The 16,247-nt window shown below is 53.2% G+C and carries 20 protein-coding genes and 1 pseudogene; 11 read left to right on the top strand and 10 right to left on the bottom strand.

Translation table 11 applies throughout. The features are described from left to right. Positions 1–431: thiolase C-terminal domain-containing protein (locus WCE46_RS09520; protein ID WP_424733471.1), on the top strand; the 431-nt coding region annotated here is incomplete at its 5' end. A 2-nt stretch (positions 432–433) separates the two neighbouring features. After that, on the top strand, positions 434–826 hold the full coding sequence (locus tag WCE46_RS09515) for a Zn-ribbon domain-containing OB-fold protein (protein ID WP_424733470.1): 393 nt from the start codon (positions 434–436) through the stop codon (positions 824–826). Between the two features lie 109 nt (positions 827–935). Here the strand turns inward: WCE46_RS09515 and WCE46_RS09510 are convergent, their stop codons facing one another. Continuing rightward, positions 936–1,811, bottom strand: a complete 876-nt coding sequence (locus WCE46_RS09510) for a universal stress protein (RefSeq protein WP_424733469.1) — start codon at positions 1,809–1,811, stop codon at positions 936–938. Positions 1,812–1,935: 124 nt separating this feature from the next. After that, the gene (locus WCE46_RS09505; protein WP_424733468.1) at positions 1,936–2,604 is read right to left on the bottom strand and encodes a DUF6198 family protein; all 669 of its coding nucleotides are present in this window, start codon (positions 2,602–2,604) and stop codon (positions 1,936–1,938) included. A 158-nt stretch (positions 2,605–2,762) separates the two neighbouring features. Here WCE46_RS09505 and WCE46_RS09500 point away from each other — a divergent pair. The 4 genes and pseudogenes from WCE46_RS09500 to WCE46_RS09485 form a co-directional block, all read left to right on the top strand. Continuing rightward, positions 2,763–2,957 (top strand): annotated as a pseudogene (locus WCE46_RS09500) (Zn-ribbon domain-containing OB-fold protein); the annotation flags it as partial. A gap of 81 nt (positions 2,958–3,038) precedes the next feature. Beyond that, positions 3,039–4,133, top strand: a complete 1,095-nt coding sequence (locus tag WCE46_RS09495; protein ID WP_424733467.1) for a hypothetical protein — start codon at positions 3,039–3,041, stop codon at positions 4,131–4,133. A 228-nt stretch (positions 4,134–4,361) separates the two neighbouring features. Further along, positions 4,362–5,609 carry a hypothetical protein gene (locus WCE46_RS09490; protein WP_424733465.1) on the top strand — a complete coding sequence of 416 codons (1,248 nt, stop codon included), beginning with the start codon at positions 4,362–4,364 and terminating at the stop codon, positions 5,607–5,609. 173 nt (positions 5,610–5,782) lie between these two features. Continuing rightward, the gene (locus WCE46_RS09485; RefSeq protein WP_424733463.1) at positions 5,783–5,914 is read left to right on the top strand and encodes a hypothetical protein; all 132 of its coding nucleotides are present in this window, start codon (positions 5,783–5,785) and stop codon (positions 5,912–5,914) included. 151 nt (positions 5,915–6,065) lie between these two features. Here the strand turns inward: WCE46_RS09485 and WCE46_RS09480 are convergent, their stop codons facing one another. Beyond that, positions 6,066–6,815 carry an alpha/beta fold hydrolase gene (locus WCE46_RS09480; RefSeq protein WP_424733462.1) on the bottom strand — a complete coding sequence of 250 codons (750 nt, stop codon included), beginning with the start codon at positions 6,813–6,815 and terminating at the stop codon, positions 6,066–6,068. 79 nt (positions 6,816–6,894) lie between these two features. On the opposite strand from WCE46_RS09480, the gene WCE46_RS09475 reads away from it, so the two are divergent. Further along, positions 6,895–7,374 carry a hypothetical protein gene (locus WCE46_RS09475; RefSeq protein ID WP_424733461.1) on the top strand — a complete coding sequence of 160 codons (480 nt, stop codon included), beginning with the start codon at positions 6,895–6,897 and terminating at the stop codon, positions 7,372–7,374. Between the two features lie 225 nt (positions 7,375–7,599). On the opposite strand, the gene WCE46_RS09470 is transcribed toward WCE46_RS09475, so the two are convergent. Continuing rightward, complete coding sequence (locus WCE46_RS09470; RefSeq protein WP_424733460.1) at positions 7,600–8,403, bottom strand: alpha/beta fold hydrolase; 804 nt, start codon at positions 8,401–8,403, stop codon at positions 7,600–7,602. 104 nt (positions 8,404–8,507) lie between these two features. On the opposite strand from WCE46_RS09470, the gene WCE46_RS09465 reads away from it, so the two are divergent. Then, on the top strand, positions 8,508–9,158 hold the full coding sequence (locus WCE46_RS09465) for a YczE/YyaS/YitT family protein (RefSeq protein ID WP_424733459.1): 651 nt from the start codon (positions 8,508–8,510) through the stop codon (positions 9,156–9,158). 48 nt (positions 9,159–9,206) lie between these two features. Here WCE46_RS09465 and WCE46_RS09460 read toward each other — a convergent pair whose 3' ends face one another. From WCE46_RS09460 to eif1A, 6 genes are all read right to left on the bottom strand, one after another. Next, positions 9,207–9,659, bottom strand: coding sequence for a hypothetical protein (locus WCE46_RS09460; RefSeq protein ID WP_424733458.1), 453 nt, complete (start codon positions 9,657–9,659; stop codon positions 9,207–9,209). Beyond that, positions 9,656–11,095 carry an amino acid permease gene (locus WCE46_RS09455; protein ID WP_424733457.1) on the bottom strand — a complete coding sequence of 480 codons (1,440 nt, stop codon included), beginning with the start codon at positions 11,093–11,095 and terminating at the stop codon, positions 9,656–9,658. Before WCE46_RS09455 ends, WCE46_RS09460 begins: the two co-directional genes overlap by 4 nt. Beyond that, positions 11,092–13,413 carry an Orn/Lys/Arg decarboxylase N-terminal domain-containing protein gene (locus WCE46_RS09450; protein ID WP_424733456.1) on the bottom strand — a complete coding sequence of 774 codons (2,322 nt, stop codon included), beginning with the start codon at positions 13,411–13,413 and terminating at the stop codon, positions 11,092–11,094. Before WCE46_RS09450 ends, WCE46_RS09455 begins: the two co-directional genes overlap by 4 nt. A gap of 181 nt (positions 13,414–13,594) precedes the next feature. Further along, a complete protein-coding gene (locus tag WCE46_RS09445; protein ID WP_424733455.1) occupies positions 13,595–13,762 on the bottom strand; it encodes a hypothetical protein in 168 nt (55 codons plus the stop codon). Positions 13,763–13,907: 145 nt separating this feature from the next. After that, positions 13,908–14,372, bottom strand: coding sequence for an Hsp20/alpha crystallin family protein (locus tag WCE46_RS09440; protein WP_424733454.1), 465 nt, complete (start codon positions 14,370–14,372; stop codon positions 13,908–13,910). Between the two features lie 191 nt (positions 14,373–14,563). After that, on the bottom strand, positions 14,564–14,905 hold the full coding sequence (gene eif1A / locus WCE46_RS09435) for a translation initiation factor eIF-1A (protein WP_424733453.1): 342 nt from the start codon (positions 14,903–14,905) through the stop codon (positions 14,564–14,566). Positions 14,906–15,246: 341 nt separating this feature from the next. Here eif1A and WCE46_RS09430 point away from each other — a divergent pair, with 341 nt between their 5' ends. The 3 genes from WCE46_RS09430 to WCE46_RS09420 all read left to right on the top strand — a co-directional run bounded on the left by WCE46_RS09430 (position 15,247) and on the right by WCE46_RS09420 (position 16,169). Then, positions 15,247–15,387 (top strand): hypothetical protein, encoded by a 141-nt coding sequence (locus WCE46_RS09430; protein ID WP_424733451.1) that lies wholly within the window; start codon positions 15,247–15,249, stop codon positions 15,385–15,387. Positions 15,388–15,439: 52 nt separating this feature from the next. Next, on the top strand, positions 15,440–15,733 hold the full coding sequence (locus WCE46_RS09425; protein WP_424733450.1) for a hypothetical protein: 294 nt from the start codon (positions 15,440–15,442) through the stop codon (positions 15,731–15,733). Between the two features lie 298 nt (positions 15,734–16,031). Continuing rightward, complete coding sequence (locus tag WCE46_RS09420) at positions 16,032–16,169, top strand: hypothetical protein (RefSeq protein ID WP_424733449.1); 138 nt, start codon at positions 16,032–16,034, stop codon at positions 16,167–16,169. The last annotated feature ends 78 nt before the right edge of the window (positions 16,170–16,247 follow it).

Here is a 16,247-nt window from a genome sequence, read left to right as displayed (position 1 = left end):
ACACGATCGCGCTGCACGACCGGCGCGACATCTCGACGCTGGACGCGACCGTTGCGGCCGGCCAGCGTGCCTTTAAGATGGCGCACCTGACCCACAAGGACATCAACATGGTCGAGGTGCACGACTGCTTCTCGATCGCAGAGATCTGCGCCATCGAAGACCTCGGCTTCTGCAAGAAAGGAGAGGCCGGCAAGTTCACCGCTGACGGCGAAACCGCTCTTGGCGGGAAGATCCCGGTGAACACCAGCGGCGGCCTCAAGTCCTGCGGCCACCCGGTCGGTGCGACCGGCATCAAGCAGGTCTGCGAGATTGTCCAGCAGCTCCGCGGTACGGCCGGCAAGCGCCAGGTCGACGGCGCAAGGATCGGCATGACGCACAACGTGGGCGGGACCGGCGCGACGGTTGCCGTTCACATTCTCGGGAGGGTATAATCATGACGGTTGCACGGTTCTGGAGACATCTCCCCCAGCGGTACAACATGGTGGGAACGAAATGCGAGACGTGCGGCAGGCACTTCTTCCCGCCCCGGACCTTCTGCCCCGACTGCCGTCGGGCCGGGAAAATTGTCGAGCACAAGTTTAAGGGCGAGGGAACGGTCGTCACATTCACCGTGATCCACACGGCGGCCGAGCAGTACTCGATGCTCACCCCCTACGTGCTCGCGATTGTGAAGCTTGACGAAGGCCCACAGATCACGACGCAGATCGTCATGGACCCGGCAAAAGCGAAGATCGGGATGAAGGTCAAAAGCGTGTTCCGCAAGATCGCCACCGATGGCGAGAGCGGGATCATCCACTACGGCACGAAGTTTGTGCCGGTGGAATGAAATTTTCTTTTTTTTACCGGGAGAACCGGCTGTTTTCCTCTTAATGAATGATATGGAGAGTGGAGGCCGTTTACAACTTCCCGGCAGACCGGTTCCCCAAAGGTCTGGATCAGATCTTCGGGTGCATTGTTTCGGGTGCACGCACCACGAGCACCGGGCACCGGGCATGCCGGACCGTCTTCTCGGCCACGCTCCCGAGGCGCAGGTACTCAAAGCCGGTGCGGCCGTTCGTACCCATGACAAGAAGGTCATGACCGGTTGAAGCCCTAATGATCTCATTTGCGACAGACCCCGCGACGACCGTGGGTTTTACCACAATGCCAAGCCTCCGGCCCATATCGGCCACAGAATCTACGGCGGTCTGGCAGTAATCCGGGGTAAATTGTTCGTCATTTCCTCCAAGAGAGATCGGTATGCTCCGTACGGTGCTCACGGAGAGCGCGGTCACTTCGGCATTGAATGCCCGGGCCATCTCAAGCCCGTGCGTGATGGCGGTCCGGGTGATGGAGGTCCCGTCCGTGGGGATCAGGATCCTGTGACACGCGAGGCCGCCCGGTTGATCGCCGCGGATAACGAGCACCGGGCAGGACGCAAACCGTATGACCTTCTGTGCCACGCTCCCGAGAAGCATGAGGGAGACTCCGGCACGGCCGGCGGTGCCCATAACGATAAGATCGTAATTATTCGAGGCATCGATAATTTCCCGGAGGGGGATACCAGTGACCACTAGGGGTGTGACCTCAACGCTCATCTGCGCCCCCAGATCCACCACCGTTTGTGTTGCTTTCTCGCATGCCTGGTAGTGAGGCGAATCCGTGTCCGGGGCGGATGCATCCCAGGGGATTGCGTAGTTGCTGACATCGTTCACGCACATCGCCGTGACTTCAGCGCCGGTGATCTTTCCCATTCCAAGGGCAAACGTGATGGCGGCCCGGGTGTCGTTCGTCCCGTCCGTGGGGATCAATATTTTTTTGTAGGGTATCATGATTGTCCGCTCCCCCGCACTTCGTCCCGGAACAAAACCTTCCCGGAAACGTCCCCGCACGTTTGCGTGATATCTGCCATCTGTGTCACGTTCGGTCTCCTCCTTATCTTCCCGGATCGACTGGTCATTTTACCATCCCGCCCAGTTTTGAACTCCACGGTTTTATGATGATCACTTTACTCAACATCGTGTTTACCACATGCACGCCAAGGCCGGTGATGCATGCAAGAATGACCGTGCCTATACCGACACCCTCAAGGTGGCCGAGGAAGGCCAGGGACAATATCACGGACAGAACCACGCAGATGATATCGAACAGGGTCTTGATCCTCCGGTACGTGACATGGAAGTATATTGTCAGGTCGTTGAGGAACGTGTCGATTATCATCAGCGGGATCTTGGATCCCACCATCAGGGAGATGGCGACACACATGAGCGGGTAGCCGGCGATAAAGTACAGGAGCCGTTGCCAGAACTCTGTTGGCAGGCCGGCAAGGGCGTTCGTGAAGAAGTCCAGTATCATACCGAAGAGTACCGAGAGGACGATCGAGATCACATATCCTGATTTGAACCTCTTTGTGATGGCGAGCAGCACGAATAGCAGGCCGATCTGGAAGACCGGGTTCCAGATGCCAAACGAGAGCTGGCTGAAAATGCAGCTGAGCACATAGGGGAGCGACGAGATGGTCGAGATGCCGAATCCCGCGATCACCATGAGAGATATGGCAAATGAGACGAGAAGGAGGCCGGCCACAAAAGTGACTTCCCCGGGGATTGTGATCTTTTTGTCCATTCCACGCCTTCGCTGGTTCCCTTATCGATGCGCGAAAAGAGGTGAATGCCTGGTCGCGTACGACTGAGGTAAAGACAGGTTGCCATTTCGGTTGGAACCTGATAAAGAATTCGTGACGGGAGGAGGATACGTTTGCCGGGTCCGACACGGTTGTAACCTTCATTGTGATCCACACGGCGGCCAAGCAGTACCCGGTGCTCACCCCCTACGTGCTCGCGATCGTGAAACTTGATGAAGGCCCACAGATAACGACGCAGATCATGTGCAGTTCAGAGAATGCGAAGATCGGGATGACAGTCAAGAGTGTGTTCCGCAAGATCGCCACCGATGGCGAGAGCGGCATCAAACAATAAATTGACACAACTACCGTGTATCAAAGATCTAATAAAAATTAAATCCTAACATTTATCGTGTGAAATGTATATTTTGGAATAATGGCGGAAGATGAATATCCCCCGTGGGGCGAACGAAACGATGTATTGCATATTTTTAAAATATCTGGGAAATTTGGTTGGCTTCATTTAGTTGTTGCTCAAGAAAAAGAATCAAAACGCAAATTTCTTCGATTGAAACGATTCCGAAACTGGTTTGCTATCCCTGACAATGAATATTTGATTCGGGTTCAAAAAATGCTCCAAAAAGGGGCGAATGAACTACAATGGGAAACTGAGGGAGATGTGGAAATCAAAGTTGAGGAAGTCAAAGCAGAAGAGGAGATTCAAGGTATAATAAAATCCGATAATGAGCTTCCTGATGAAATCGTTTGTTTCATCAACGATAATCCCGAGATTATCAAAGAACTGATAAAATTTTGTTCGACAAGGGGAGATATCAGATATTTATCTGAGTTGTTGAAAATCCTTGGAGAAAATATTGTAAGTTCAAATGAACGCTTACGTGTTGCTTTCAAAGAAGTGATTCAAAAAATATCAAAAGAAGATGTCGAGGGGATGCAAGATCTTTCAGATCTAATGAGGCAATGGAACCTCTTCCAAATTGCTTCAATCTCCAGCGTTGTTAAAAGCCGCCTAGAAACAATCCATACTTTTGAACAAATGATTCATGATGAAAAAACCTACGAAATTGATACGCCCAACTCGATCCATCGAGTGCTAGAAAAAAGTATGTGGCTCATCGATGAAAATTATTTTTTAGTTCATTCAAACCGCTCCTTACATGCTTTCATTGGCGATGAAATGAGGAAAAGGCACAAAGAGTTTGAGAAAAAACGCTTTGATTTTGCTGTTGTAGATGCAGATAACAAATTGTTGATTTTAGAGATTAAACGTCCCTCAATTGAATTAGGTCAAGAGGAAATTGATCAACTTGAGACATATTTACGAATTACAAAACAATACAAAGCAAAAAGTTACCGCTCTGTCGAGGGATTTCTCATTGGGAATAAAATCTCATCAGAAGCAAACGAAATTATGGAATACCGTAAGGGAATCAAGATTATGACCTATGATGATCTTCTTGAGGATTGCAGGAAACGATATGATGCATATCTCAAAATAATTGAAACATAGTGGTTACTCACTCAAATATCACAATAACTCCTGAAGAAGCAATACGCTTTCTTTTTTTAGCGAATCTTCTTTTGAAGAAACTCAATAATTCGAAATATTGAGAAATAATACGTATCAATATTGATAAAATCATTTTTGAGAGTAATTTCAAAACTCTTATGATAAAGATATGACATTCATGAGTTAATAGCAAGCATACGAGAGATAAATCAGGAGATTTCGATTCGAGTGTCCTTACAAGATCGGTCAAGGGGATATGAATTCGCGGAGTTCGAGAAGGAATTCATTTTTCATAGACCTGATACCGGATTTGTCGAGCGTCTCTCAGAAGATGGCAGATTCTTTTCCCTAAATCCTTCACCATGTTTCAAAGCTTCAAAAAATGTACATTATTTTGCTGAATCCTGCGACCCCCCACCCAATAATGCCTGCGTTGAAGTTGAAGTCAGTTCAGAAGATGTCGTGCATTTACAAAATCGGGAGGGTTGGTACAAAGATGTTTTAAAGAAAGTTTCAGGATGGGAGCCCTTTGATTATCAACAGATCATCCGAAGAAAAAAATTGATCGACCGTGACCAAATTATAAATTATTTTGCCCAAACCTACCGGGGAAAAGAGGATATCACCGAAAGGATTGCTACATGTTCTGCGTTGTATGCTTTTTCATCTCCCCCACTTTCAGATAATTTCGGCGGCGTGAATGCAGCGGTTCTCTCAAAGAAAGTACTCTGGGATGCCTTCAAAAAACCAATGAAAATACTGCCCGCAGAGTTTCTCCGGCCAACTTCAAAACATTTCTATTGTCTTTCAGAAAAAGAGAGAACATTTCCCTCGCTTCAGAGTGACGAAGTCAACCTTGCGTTCCTACGCCCTGAAAAAATGATGGCTGATATTCCGATCGTTTTGGATGATGTATCAATCAAAGGAATTGATGGTGCCCTGAAACAGGATCTCGAAGACAACCAAAAATTTATCACGGCATATCTGCTTGATTCACTCATGCTCAAACCCGAGCCATTAAAAAGTGTGGAAAAAGCCGTAACAGAGGCGGTTTATGCAATTTCTGACGAGTACCGGAGATCCGGTATTGTACCTTACAGACAAAATCTCGGAGATGCAATTCCAACACTTTCAGCCGCAATTACTCGACTCAACCTAGCGCCTGCAACTACAAAAGACCATGTCACGGAAGTACTGGATTTGTGGAGAGAGATGCACAGAAAAGCAAGATACAGGATGGGGGATTCCCTGTCAGTTTCAAGATATTACGAAAGGATTTCCGATAATGCGAGAAAACTCTACACAGAACTTTATGAAAAATTTGGCAAAGAGTACTGGATTCCAACACAGGACGTTCTCACGCTTACTTCCCTTAAAAATGATATTGATTTTAAACATGCCCTGAACGAACTCGTTGAGCAAGGACTGGCATTGCGGGATCACCGGGGAATAAAAATTCTCGAAAAAATGGGTTAGAACACACATCACCATCCAGACCCCACCCCGATTCCCCCTTGGTCGATCTCGTTGAACCCGGCCCGATCCAGAAATCCGTATTTCCGCAAATCGCTGGAAGAGACGCAGGTCGAACTCTATGCAGCCGCAGGATACCCGTAAATATCTTTTCGATATCGCACAAAGCCTGCGATTTGATCGGACAGCTTGTTGCCGGCAAAAACTTTTCTGATTACAAAAATGATCCGCTCCTTCGTTTCGGCGTCGAACGCCAGTTCGGGATCATTGGGGAAGCATTAAACCCGTTCCGGACCAGGCTGTTTTAGGTCTCCCGAAGAAAGATACCCTTAAATTGCCCGTATTTTTGGATAATACGCGAAAATAAGGCCGATCTTATAGATGGGCCATAGAGGCCCCTTCCGCCCCGATTCTCAGGAAAAATGACCATTAGTATGTCGAAATGAAAACTCACCCAGATCATGGGGGTCTTTTTAGAGCGATATAATCGGATATTTTCGCAATCCGGGCGAATATTTCGAGTGTTTTACGGCACCCCAAATCCGGGCGTTTTACGGGCGTTCCCGGAGCAGGTTCTCGGGAATCCAAGGCTATTTTGGGCCCGGATTTGGGAGCGTTGAGATGTGGTTTGTGCCGATCCATCCTCGGGATCAACCCCCCATTTCTCACCGTTCCAGGAACCCGAGCACCCGTTCGCTGAACCGATCCGGGCACTGGTACATCAGCCCGTGACCCCCGCCATGAAATGTGACAAGTTCCGCGCCGGGGAATCCGGCTGCTGATCAGCCGGGAGTTTTCGGGCGGGACCACTGCATCTTTATCCCCGGCAATCACGATCGTTCGCGACCGGATCGCCCCAAGCCGGGAAAACGATCCGGGCCACGTGGAGAATGCAGCCAACTGCCGTGCAGCGTTCTCCGTACTCGTGGTCTCGTGTACTTCCGGACAATACCTGAATGGATCGTGGGTGGCAAGCCACGCGGGCAGGAAGAGGAGCGGGAACATGCGTTTTACTACATCTGCGATGGTCCCGCTCTTGTCAATGAGCCGGGAGAAAATTTCCGGGTCGGTCCGCACCGCCTCGGCTCCCCCGCAGTCCCCGGCAACGAGAATGAGCCGGTCGACTTTCTCCGGGAACGCGAGCGCCAGTTCCTGCGCAATGCACGCCCCTATGGAAAAGTCCAGATTATCGGAAAAACACCGACACAATTACTGCAAAAAAAATTTCACTCAACGCCATGCTTATTGTCTTTTTCAAAGATACGGATGTGCATTGAAGGATGTTCCCATGAAAAACTTCACTGCACTTTCTACCATCGCCCCCGCCATTGCCCTGCTCTTCCCACCCGCATCGGTTGCAGCCGGCGACACGCTCCGGGATCTGATCGTTCGACCGGAAGGGGCACTTCCTTCCGGCCAGTCGGCCATCGGCACGTTTGCGCTGACCTCGGACGAGCCGTTCTCTGATGAGGATACCGTGACCATGGAAACGGATCTTGAAAATCCGGCATGGATATACACCATTGAAGTCGACGGTGTGGAGCAATCCGGCTCCGGCAGCTTGTCCGGGTCCGTCACTATTCCCGGGAACGAGCTGGCGTACCCCTCTGCACATAACATCACGATCCGGGCGCACTTCACCGGCATTGCGCCGGTAGTCACCGAAGAGAAGTACCTCACGCTTGTCACGGTCTGCAGTTCCCATAACTACCCGGACCATGTATCCGGGAGATGGACGATCGTACCACGGGAGATCGTACCGGCATAAAAAACCTGCACAAAACAGGACTCACCGGTGGGACGCTCGGGAGTTCCAAAAAACCCGAAAAATCCTTTAACACCCCGGCCACAAGGGAGAGTAAGGACATCAGTGGTCAGGACCATTTTTTCCATTATCCAGTCCCGGATCATGCGCAAGAAAAAAACCTGATGACGACAAGCCAGAGTCGTAACCGTCGGGGCCGGCGCATTCTTTTTCCCGGCCGCCACCCGGTCACTTTTGTAAAAACACGAGCACCCGTTCGCCAAACCGGTCCGGGCACTGGTACATCAGCCCGTGGCCAGCGCCCGGGAAGATGGCAAGATCCGCACTCGGGATTTTTCCGGCAAGCAGCCGCGAGTTTTCGTGCGGGACCACTGCATCGGCATCCCCGGCAATCACAAGCGTCTGCGACCGGATTTTTTCGAGTCGGGAGAATGAGCCGGGCCAGGATAAAAATGCCGCGAGCTGCCGGGCCGAGTTCTCCGTACTCGTGGTCTCCTCCACACTAGGACAATACCGGAACGGGTCATTGGTGGCAAGCCACGCGGGCGGAAAGAGGAGCGGGAACATGCGGTTGACTACATCTTCGATCGTCCCGCTCTTGTCCGTGAGCCGGGCAAACACATCCGGGTCGGTCCGCACCGCTTCCGCTCCCCCACAGTCCCCGGCAACGAGAATGAGCCGGTCGACGTTCTCCGGGAACGCGAACGCCAGCTCCTGCGCAATGCATGCCCCCATCGAAAACCCGAGAACGTGGGCCCGGGCAATCCCGAGAGCCGCCATCAGGCCGGCCGTGTCTTGCGCAAAGAGCGGGACCGAGAACGGCTCGCCCGAAGCACTCGAGTACCCCGTTCCCCGGTTGTCAAAGACGATCACCCGGAAATGCCGGGAAAGTTTCTCAAGGACCGGCGGGTTCCACGTGTCCATCGCTGACGCGAGGCCGTTGATGAGCACGAGCGGAAACCCGGCACCGTATTCGCGGTACGCGAGCGTCACGCCGCCAATTGTGCAGGTCTCCGGTGGGGGGAGGGCCATGAGACGATCTTGGTTACCGGAGATGATAGAGCATTCCCGTACCACAACCGTCAGGAGCGGCCACTACCCTTAATGGGGATCCAAAACCCACTATCTGATCTGCAATGTTGTCTGCCGGACTCGCCAAGCGCTGTCTTGTTCTCATTCTCGGCCTTTTTTTTATGGGCATTGGGATCAGCCTCGTCACCCGCTCGACCCTTGGGACATCGCCCATCTCGAGCGTCCCGTATGTGCTCAGCCTTGCCCTCCCGGTCACGTTCGGCGAGTTCACCTTCGTGATCACCCTGCTGTTCTTCATCGCCGAGGTTCTGATCATTGGCAGGACTTTTCCAAAGATCCAGTACTTCCAGATCATCGTCGCCCTGCTCCTCGGCACCTTTGTCGATGTGGGCATGTTCCTCTCTGCCGGTGTGAATCCGGGGATCTACCCGGAACAGATCGCCATAGTACTCCTGGGCTCAGTCGTCCTCGCACTCGGGATCTTTTTACAGATTACGGCCAATGTCATCTTAAACCCGGGCGAAGGCCTCGTGCGGGCCATTGCGGAAAAAACACACAGACGGTTTGGGATCGTCAAGGTCATGTTCGATTCCACGCTTGTTGCAAGTGCCGCAGTTATCTCGTTTGCCGCATTCGGTACCATCGAGGGCCTGCGGGAGGGGACCGTCATCTCCGCGATCCTTGTCGGGTACATCATCCTCGGCTTTGCCCTCTGGTACACCCGGTACGATCTCGGGAAATACCTTGACGATTAAACCGGCCGCCTCGGGGCCGGCTACGAAAAAAAGGGTTCTGCCCGTAGGTCAGGATTGTGCTTTCGCAGCCTGCTGTAATGCCGGGGCGAGTTTTGCGAAGATCGGGCTGTTTGACGGTGTCGCGTAGACAAGGTACTGGCCGACCACGAGCAGGTTACCCACCGGTTTTCCCTTGCCAAGTGGATGGGAATTGTAGAGCCGTATGGCCGCATCGCGCGACTCTGCGCTGTCAAAGGCCTGTGTCGCGATGATCGCATTGTCGCCCTCCGGGTCGGTAAGAGTGTAGGTCTTCCCGCCGATCGCCCCGGTCTGGTTCCAGAGCGTACCTTTCACGCTCACGATCGAGATACCGGCGGCATCTGCCGCTTCCTTTACCGGTTCACCGGCCACCGTGTGGTACGGCGCCTCTCCATAGATCACGCCGAGCATCAGGAAGGGCAACAGGAACATCACGACAAGGAAGACCGCAAGGCCGATCTCGCCGTTCTTACTTAAGGTCATGAATTTTCACCTCTCGGGAATTTCTTAAGCCAGCCCGGGTGCTTGAATTTCAGGAATACGAGCGGAGGCACGGCAAGGAGGAACGTGCCCAGCAGGACAGACAGGACATAGGTAATGCCGCTTGAGAAATACGCTGGCGGCATGAGCCCGACAACAAAGGCAAGGGCAGTACCAAAGAGGCCGAGACCGCCGACAATCCAGACCCCTACAATCCCGCCCGGGATCTTAAAAGGCCGGGGCGTGTCAGGCTGGCTGTACCGCAGTTTGATGAGCGCTGCAAAGACCAGGATGTACACGATACAGAGCAGCTCGACCGTCATTGCCGAGAGGATCCAGTAGGCCTGGTTGACGGACGGGAGGAAGACATAGAGAAGAGAAATTACCGAGCCTATCAGTGCCTGGATGAGAAGGACCGCGACCGGCGCCCCGTACTTGTTCGTGCGGTCAAAGAGCGGCGGCATGTTCCCTTCTTCGGCAACGATCCCGAGGCCCTTTGCCGGCCCGATCAGCCACGAGGCGAGGTTGACGACACCACCCAGAGTAATCAGGAGCGCCATAGGCCCGACCAGCCAGGCGATCCCGGCCGCATTGAAGAAGTACTGGATGGCCTGCATGACCCCGGAGGCAAGATTGAGCTGGTCGGCAGGAATAACGACCGCGATTGCCAGGGTGGCAAGGACCGTACAGATGATGATGATAAATGCCGAGAGTGCCATGGCCCGGGGGAAATCCTTCTGGGGGTCCCGGGTCTCCAGCGCATGGAATCCCGCCATCTCCATGCCGGCAAACAAAAGGACGATGGTGGCAAAGAACGGCAGGGTGGAAAGGTTAATGGTCGGGACCATTGCCCCAAGCGAGAATGGCGGGAGGACGAGCGTCTGCCCGGACCCGAGCCACCAGAGACCGAGGAGGATAATTAAAACCGCCGGGATGATGCTCCCGATGATGACCCCGATATTACTGAACTTGGCCGAGATTTCTTCCCCGAAGTACGCGATGGCCGTGGTACCCCAGAAGGCAATCATCATCACGCTGAACATGTACCACGGGTTGGCCGCGAGGCCGGGTGTGAGGGCAAATGCGAGCGTGGACGCGATAAACGAGAGGACGGTCGGGAACCAGACGAGGTTGTTCGACCACTCGCAGAAGAGGGCGGTAAAGCCCCCTTTCTCGCCGAACGCCTGCTTGACCCACGCATAGACACCGCCACCCTCCGGCCACCCGGTCGCGAGCTCGGCACCGGCGAGGGATATTGGGATCAGAAAGAGGATCGCCCCGATGACATACCAGCCGACGCACGACCACCCATAGATTGCCATGGAGGGGAAATTCCTGATACTCAGCACGGCTGCAACGTTTATCATGGCCAGAGCAAAGAGGCCCAGCACTTTTTTTGAGGGAATACCGCTCGTCTTCCCGGCTGCATCTTCACTCATCGTTTCTTCTCCTTTTTCTTCTCCTTAAGACAAATCATCATGTACTCTCCGTTGACACTCTCGATCCCGTGGGTATCGTGTTCAAAGCCGGGGAAGCGCCGGTCAAACTCCTGCAGGGTGAGGAGATACTGGAGGACCGGTCCGCTTTTTGGACCGGTCCGCTCACCCGGTGCCATGAGGGGGATGCCCGGGGGATAGGGAACGATACCTGTTGCCACGATCCGGTTTTCGGCTTTTGCGACCGGGACCTGCTCCACCTCATCCTTGACCAGCTGCCGGTACGATTCCGCGTAGGTAACAGCGGGCTCGGGCAGGAGCGAGAACGCCTGCTGGAGCAGCCCGCACATCCTGCGATCTTTTTTGAACGCGTGCATCTCGGCGACAAGTGCCTGCAGGGTCATGCCGCCGTACCGGCCCGGCCATTTGTCCGTGAGGTCCGGGAAGACTTCCCCAAGCGGGGCGTTCTCGTCATACAGCCGTTTGAACTCGAAAAGCTCGGTAATAAGCGTCCCCCACTTGCCCTTCGTGATCCCCATCGAGAAGAGGAACAGGATCGAATAATCGCCAGACTTCTCGTTGATGATGCCCCGGGTGTCGAGGAACTTCACGACAACAGCCGCCGGGATCCCCCATGGGGCGAGCGTGCCGTCATCGTTTACGCCCGGTGTGAGCACGGTGACTTTGATCGGGTCGAGCATGCAGTAATTATCCGGCAGGCTGTCAAATCCGTGCCATTTCTCGCCCGGGTGCAGTACCCAGCAGGAGGGCGTGCTCCTGAGCGTTTCGATCGATGCATCGGCAAACGCAATTTTCTTCTTTGTCTTCGGGTCGGTGATCGTTGCCGGCTGCCACATGGGGAACCACCAGTCTGCCTTGGTCTTCCCGGTTCCGACGACTTTCCAGATCCGGGCCATGGTGCGCCGGAACCGGATCGCTTCTTCGATGGACTCGGTCGTGAGCAGCCGCCCCGACGGCCCGTCCATCATTTTTGAGGAAACATCAAGAGATGCGATGATAGTGTAGAGCGGGGAGGTGGAGCTGTGCATCATGAACCCCTCGTTGAACCGGGAGTGCTCGACCGGGACCCGGCCGTTTCGTACATGGATCATGGAAGCCTGCGAGAGGGCAGCAAGCAGCTTGTGGGTCGACTGGGTGGCAAAGACCGTCGGGCCGTTCTTGTCCCGCACACCGTCCCGCATGGCAAACCGCTCGCGGTAGAGAGGGTTGAAGCGGGCATAGCCGTACCACGCTTCATCGAAGTGGATACTGTCGACGCTCTTTCCCAGCAGATCTTCCACCTCAGTTGCATGATAGCAGAGACCATCATAGGTCGAGTTGGTGATTACGGCATGAACGGGTTTTTTGTCCGGCAGGTCTTTTGCAAGAGAGCAGGCAGCAATCTTTGCCTTTATCGCTTTTGGCGTCATCTCTACCGGTGGGATCGGGCCGATGATCCCGTACCGGTTCCGTGTCGGGATCATGTACACGGCAACGGAGTGGGTCATGGTAAGGGCGTGCTCTGCGGACTTGTGGCAGTTCCGGTCCACGAGGACCACATCGTCCTTGGTGACCCGGCCAAAGAAGACGATCTTGTTTGCCGTGGACGTACCGTTCGTAACAAAATAGGTCATGTCGGCGCCGAACACTTTTGCTGCGTACCGTTCGGCCTCACCGACCGGGCCCGAATGGTCAAGGAGCGACCCGAGTTCTCCCACCGATATGGAAAGATCGGACCGGAAGAGCTGCTCGCCAAAGAAGTTATAGAATAAACGCCCTGCCGGTGTCTTCCGGAACGCGGTGCCGCCGGCATGGCCGGGCGTGTGCCAGGAATATTCAAAATCCTTCGAGAACTTTACCAGCTCGCCGAAAAACGGCGGGAGCAAGCGTTCCCGGTATCGTTTCGCCGCTGCCTTAATGCGCCCGGCGATAAATTCCGGGGTATCTTCCATGACGTAGATGTACTCGCTGATCTCTTTGATGACCTCCACCGTGAGCGATATCGGAGGCTCGCTCGTAGGTTCTGCCATTAAAAAGATTGGGATATCTTCGTTGACGCTGCGGATCTGGCGGAGCAGCTGCAGCGTGTCCTTGTGCGTATCGGCCGAATGGTCCCCGAGGTTCCAGTTGATGAGGATGCAGTTAACCGAGGGGAGGTTGGCATACGCGGTCCGGGCATCGGCCGGTGATGCGATATCGGCGACAAAGATGCCAAACTCCTCGAGACCGTGGATGATCCGTTTTATGGCTCTGCCATGAGGGGTTTCGGTATGGATCGCGTCATCGATGATGGCGACCACGAGACGTTCCTCGGAACTCATGGTCTTCTCCACGCTAACCCGGGGGGAGACCGCAGGTCCTGCCGGTTCTTACTCTCGCTCATGTACTGCGCTATGTGTATACTGCAATTTAAATAATTTGAAATCCTGTCGGGGGCCCGGACAAAAAAGACCAAACAGTTACCAGAACCCTGCCGTGCGCCGGGATCCAGGTGGCAGAAATTTAGAAAATATCGGACAGGGAGCCGTCAGGATTCAGGACAAAGGTTGAGCCGCACCCATCAGGCCCCGAGCAGAGGCAGAAATGCCCGTCCTCGCCAAGATCCTCGTGAATGACAACAGTATCTTCCCGCTGGCAGACGGGACATGCGGGAAGTTTATGGTGGACCATTCTTACGACACATATTGGTCGCGATATAAAAAAGAGGTTACGGTCACGGCAGCCCGGGCTGGATAAGAACACGAAACACATTTTTCGGGAATGATCGCATGCCTTCCCCGTGTACCCCTCAATGAAGAGCAGAAAAAAAGTGTGATTACAGGTTTTTTGTGGGTGCCGGCTGTACTTTTTTAAGACAGATATCGAGCACGCCATTTTTCAGGGTTAGTTTCGCCCCGACCTTCATGACCGGCTCCGGGAGTGGGATGACCTGCGAGAGGGACACCAGTCTTCGTTCGCACAAGCAGTTCCCGTCATAATCCCCTGTTCTTTCATCTTCCTGGTCACAGGTGATCTTCAGGGTTTTTTCGTCCTGCAGGGCAACGGCAATTTTTGAAGTTCCGGTTCCCGGGACCGTATCCATCGTCACGGTCAATTCATCGTCATGTTCCGTGACTTCCGCGTTTAAGGTGTGCACATACTGGCACACGATCCCGGGATCATCTTCTTCTGGCAACAGCGGATTATCAGCTGGTTCAAGAGCAAGCTGGTACAGGTAGTCCATGGATGCCCTGAGTTCATCGAGTTCATCATAGATTGATCTGTGAAAACGTCGTACCATTTGTCTACCACCTCCTGATTGCTGCCCAGGTGTAATCCCACCTGGATAGTAGGGACGGGTGCTGTTTATGTCAATATACGTTTCGATAAAAACTCCCGGATTGTTTTAAAAATGACGGGCACGGCTGGAATGGTACGCCTTTACGGCAACATGAGAGAGTGCAGGATAGCTAAAAAATAAAAAAATGTCGGTTAAATGTACCGGTTCTTCCGCAGCCAGTCGGTCTGCGGCTTGAGGTACCGGTAAATGATATCGCATTTCTCGTCCTGGAAACTCCACGGGACGACAAGGACAGTATCGCCTTCCCGAATCCACTGCCTCTTCTTTATCTTTCCCTTGATCCGGCCCATGCGGGAGACCCCGTCGATACACTGGACACGGATATGATTTGCCCCCTGCATTGTTTCGGCACGGGCAAACTGCTCGTTATTCCATTTTTTCGGCAGCCTTACCCGGCAGACCGGCGTACCATCCGGGTTTAACGCATTCGGATCTGCTGCACCGGTATCTTCTTTTCTGTGAAAACCACTCATTCGACCAACTACGCTAGCATTATCAATGGCGGCTGACATGTTGAAGGTATGGAGCGTTTTTGTGATTCCCGAAGGCGACCGGCCGGGGAGAACGGGTCACCAGGGATGATGCCGGTACACCGGTTGTCATCCTGACAAAGCCGTTCCCTGAATTTTTTAGAGAGGGCGGATAAGGGGCAGGAGTCCACTCTTCATCGTCACCGGTACTGACAGGAGGTGAGAAGGAGAGGACGGCATGAACCTGACGGTAATGGTACGTCAGATACCTATATGTGCTGCTGAACCTATTCTTGCCCACCACAGTAGAGCGATGAGACCAATCGCTCTCAGGAAGATCGCTGATGATGCCTGGATTGGTGAAATCAGAAAAGCCCTCTGAACCGCTTAACCGGAACTGGGAACCATCGGGATATGGGAGTCCGGACGCTGTGAAGAAGGAAGAGGATGCAATCCCGGCAAAGAGGGCAATCGGTTCTCCGTGACAGGGAAGGAACTAACCGGGACCATGGGAAGAGCAGCAGAAAAGGAATGTGTATGAGCGTATTTGTAAAATTCAGGCATACGGGAGTGTACCACAAGGGGGATTCCCTGTCCATCGATCTCGCCAAAATTTCCGAATTCAAAATAACCCGGCAGCGCAGTACCTGTGAACTGCTTGCCATCACCCCGGAAAACCGGCAGCCGGACAGGCCGTATTCGATCGCAACACGGGACCGGGAGTACGAGTTACAGGATATCATAAAAGAACTCCAGCAGTTAAAAAAGGGAAACAGGGAAATTATCTGCGAAATAACAGATACCGAAGTTCACCTGATCAAGGCAGCATAATTTTTTTAATACGGGTTATTCTTTTTTGTATATTCTCCCGGTGCACCCGGTTTATTTCATTGTCTGATATCCTCACAGGCAAACTAACACCGTGAGGACACTGCCGGGCGCCCGGGTTCTCACCATCCATGGATTTTATTTCAGGCCCGGCCAGAAAAACCAGATGAGAAAAACGCAGACTACGGCAGCACTAATCCAGAACCACCACGTCTTCCATACCGGGTGAGATTCGGCAAAATCATACGAACGCGAATCCTCCGCATTTTTTCCCCTGAACCATTCCACCCATGCATTGGTCATGGCACAATCACGCATTCCGCTGGTGGCAGCCAGAAAGGAAAAGACCGGCCATTTTGCCCTCTTTGGGATTTTTTACCGGGCCGTTGACCGGGCCGTTGAGGGAGCCGGGGATCATCAGAGCATCCCCCGGGCCTGATCGATAAGCTCGATCGTATAATGGTGGGGATAGTCAATTTTTTTAAAAGCTGTTGACCCCAGTATATAAAAACCAAAA

The organism is Methanoregula sp. (genome assembly GCF_049690535.1).
In the GTDB taxonomy this organism is placed as follows: domain Archaea; phylum Halobacteriota; class Methanomicrobia; order Methanomicrobiales; family Methanospirillaceae; genus Methanoregula.
This window is presented reverse-complemented; position numbering and strand designations above follow the sequence as displayed.

Coding starts and splice junctions, on each gene's coding strand:
- WCE46_RS09465 (WP_424733459.1), top strand. CDS start 8,508: ATGTTGTCTGCCGGACTCGCCAAGCGCTGTCTTGTTCTCATTCTCGGC.
- WCE46_RS09420 (WP_424733449.1), top strand. CDS start 16,032: ATGGCACAATCACGCATTCCGCTGGTGGCAGCCAGAAAGGAAAAGACC.
- WCE46_RS09445 (WP_424733455.1), bottom strand. CDS start 13,762: ATGGTCCACCATAAACTTCCCGCATGTCCCGTCTGCCAGCGGGAAGAT.
- WCE46_RS09515 (WP_424733470.1), top strand. CDS start 434: ATGACGGTTGCACGGTTCTGGAGACATCTCCCCCAGCGGTACAACATG.
- WCE46_RS09475 (WP_424733461.1), top strand. CDS start 6,895: ATGAAAAACTTCACTGCACTTTCTACCATCGCCCCCGCCATTGCCCTG.
- WCE46_RS09455 (WP_424733457.1), bottom strand. CDS start 11,095: ATGAGTGAAGATGCAGCCGGGAAGACGAGCGGTATTCCCTCAAAAAAA.
- WCE46_RS09510 (WP_424733469.1), bottom strand. CDS start 1,811: ATGATACCCTACAAAAAAATATTGATCCCCACGGACGGGACGAACGAC.
- eif1A (WP_424733453.1), bottom strand. CDS start 14,905: ATGAGTGGTTTTCACAGAAAAGAAGATACCGGTGCAGCAGATCCGAAT.
- WCE46_RS09470 (WP_424733460.1), bottom strand. CDS start 8,403: ATGGCCCTCCCCCCACCGGAGACCTGCACAATTGGCGGCGTGACGCTC.
- WCE46_RS09505 (WP_424733468.1), bottom strand. CDS start 2,604: ATGGACAAAAAGATCACAATCCCCGGGGAAGTCACTTTTGTGGCCGGC.
- WCE46_RS09440 (WP_424733454.1), bottom strand. CDS start 14,372: ATGGTACGACGTTTTCACAGATCAATCTATGATGAACTCGATGAACTC.
- WCE46_RS09450 (WP_424733456.1), bottom strand. CDS start 13,413: ATGAGTTCCGAGGAACGTCTCGTGGTCGCCATCATCGATGACGCGATC.
- WCE46_RS09425 (WP_424733450.1), top strand. CDS start 15,440: ATGAGCGTATTTGTAAAATTCAGGCATACGGGAGTGTACCACAAGGGG.
- WCE46_RS09460 (WP_424733458.1), bottom strand. CDS start 9,659: ATGACCTTAAGTAAGAACGGCGAGATCGGCCTTGCGGTCTTCCTTGTC.
- WCE46_RS09430 (WP_424733451.1), top strand. CDS start 15,247: ATGATGCCTGGATTGGTGAAATCAGAAAAGCCCTCTGAACCGCTTAAC.
- WCE46_RS09495 (WP_424733467.1), top strand. CDS start 3,039: ATGGCGGAAGATGAATATCCCCCGTGGGGCGAACGAAACGATGTATTG.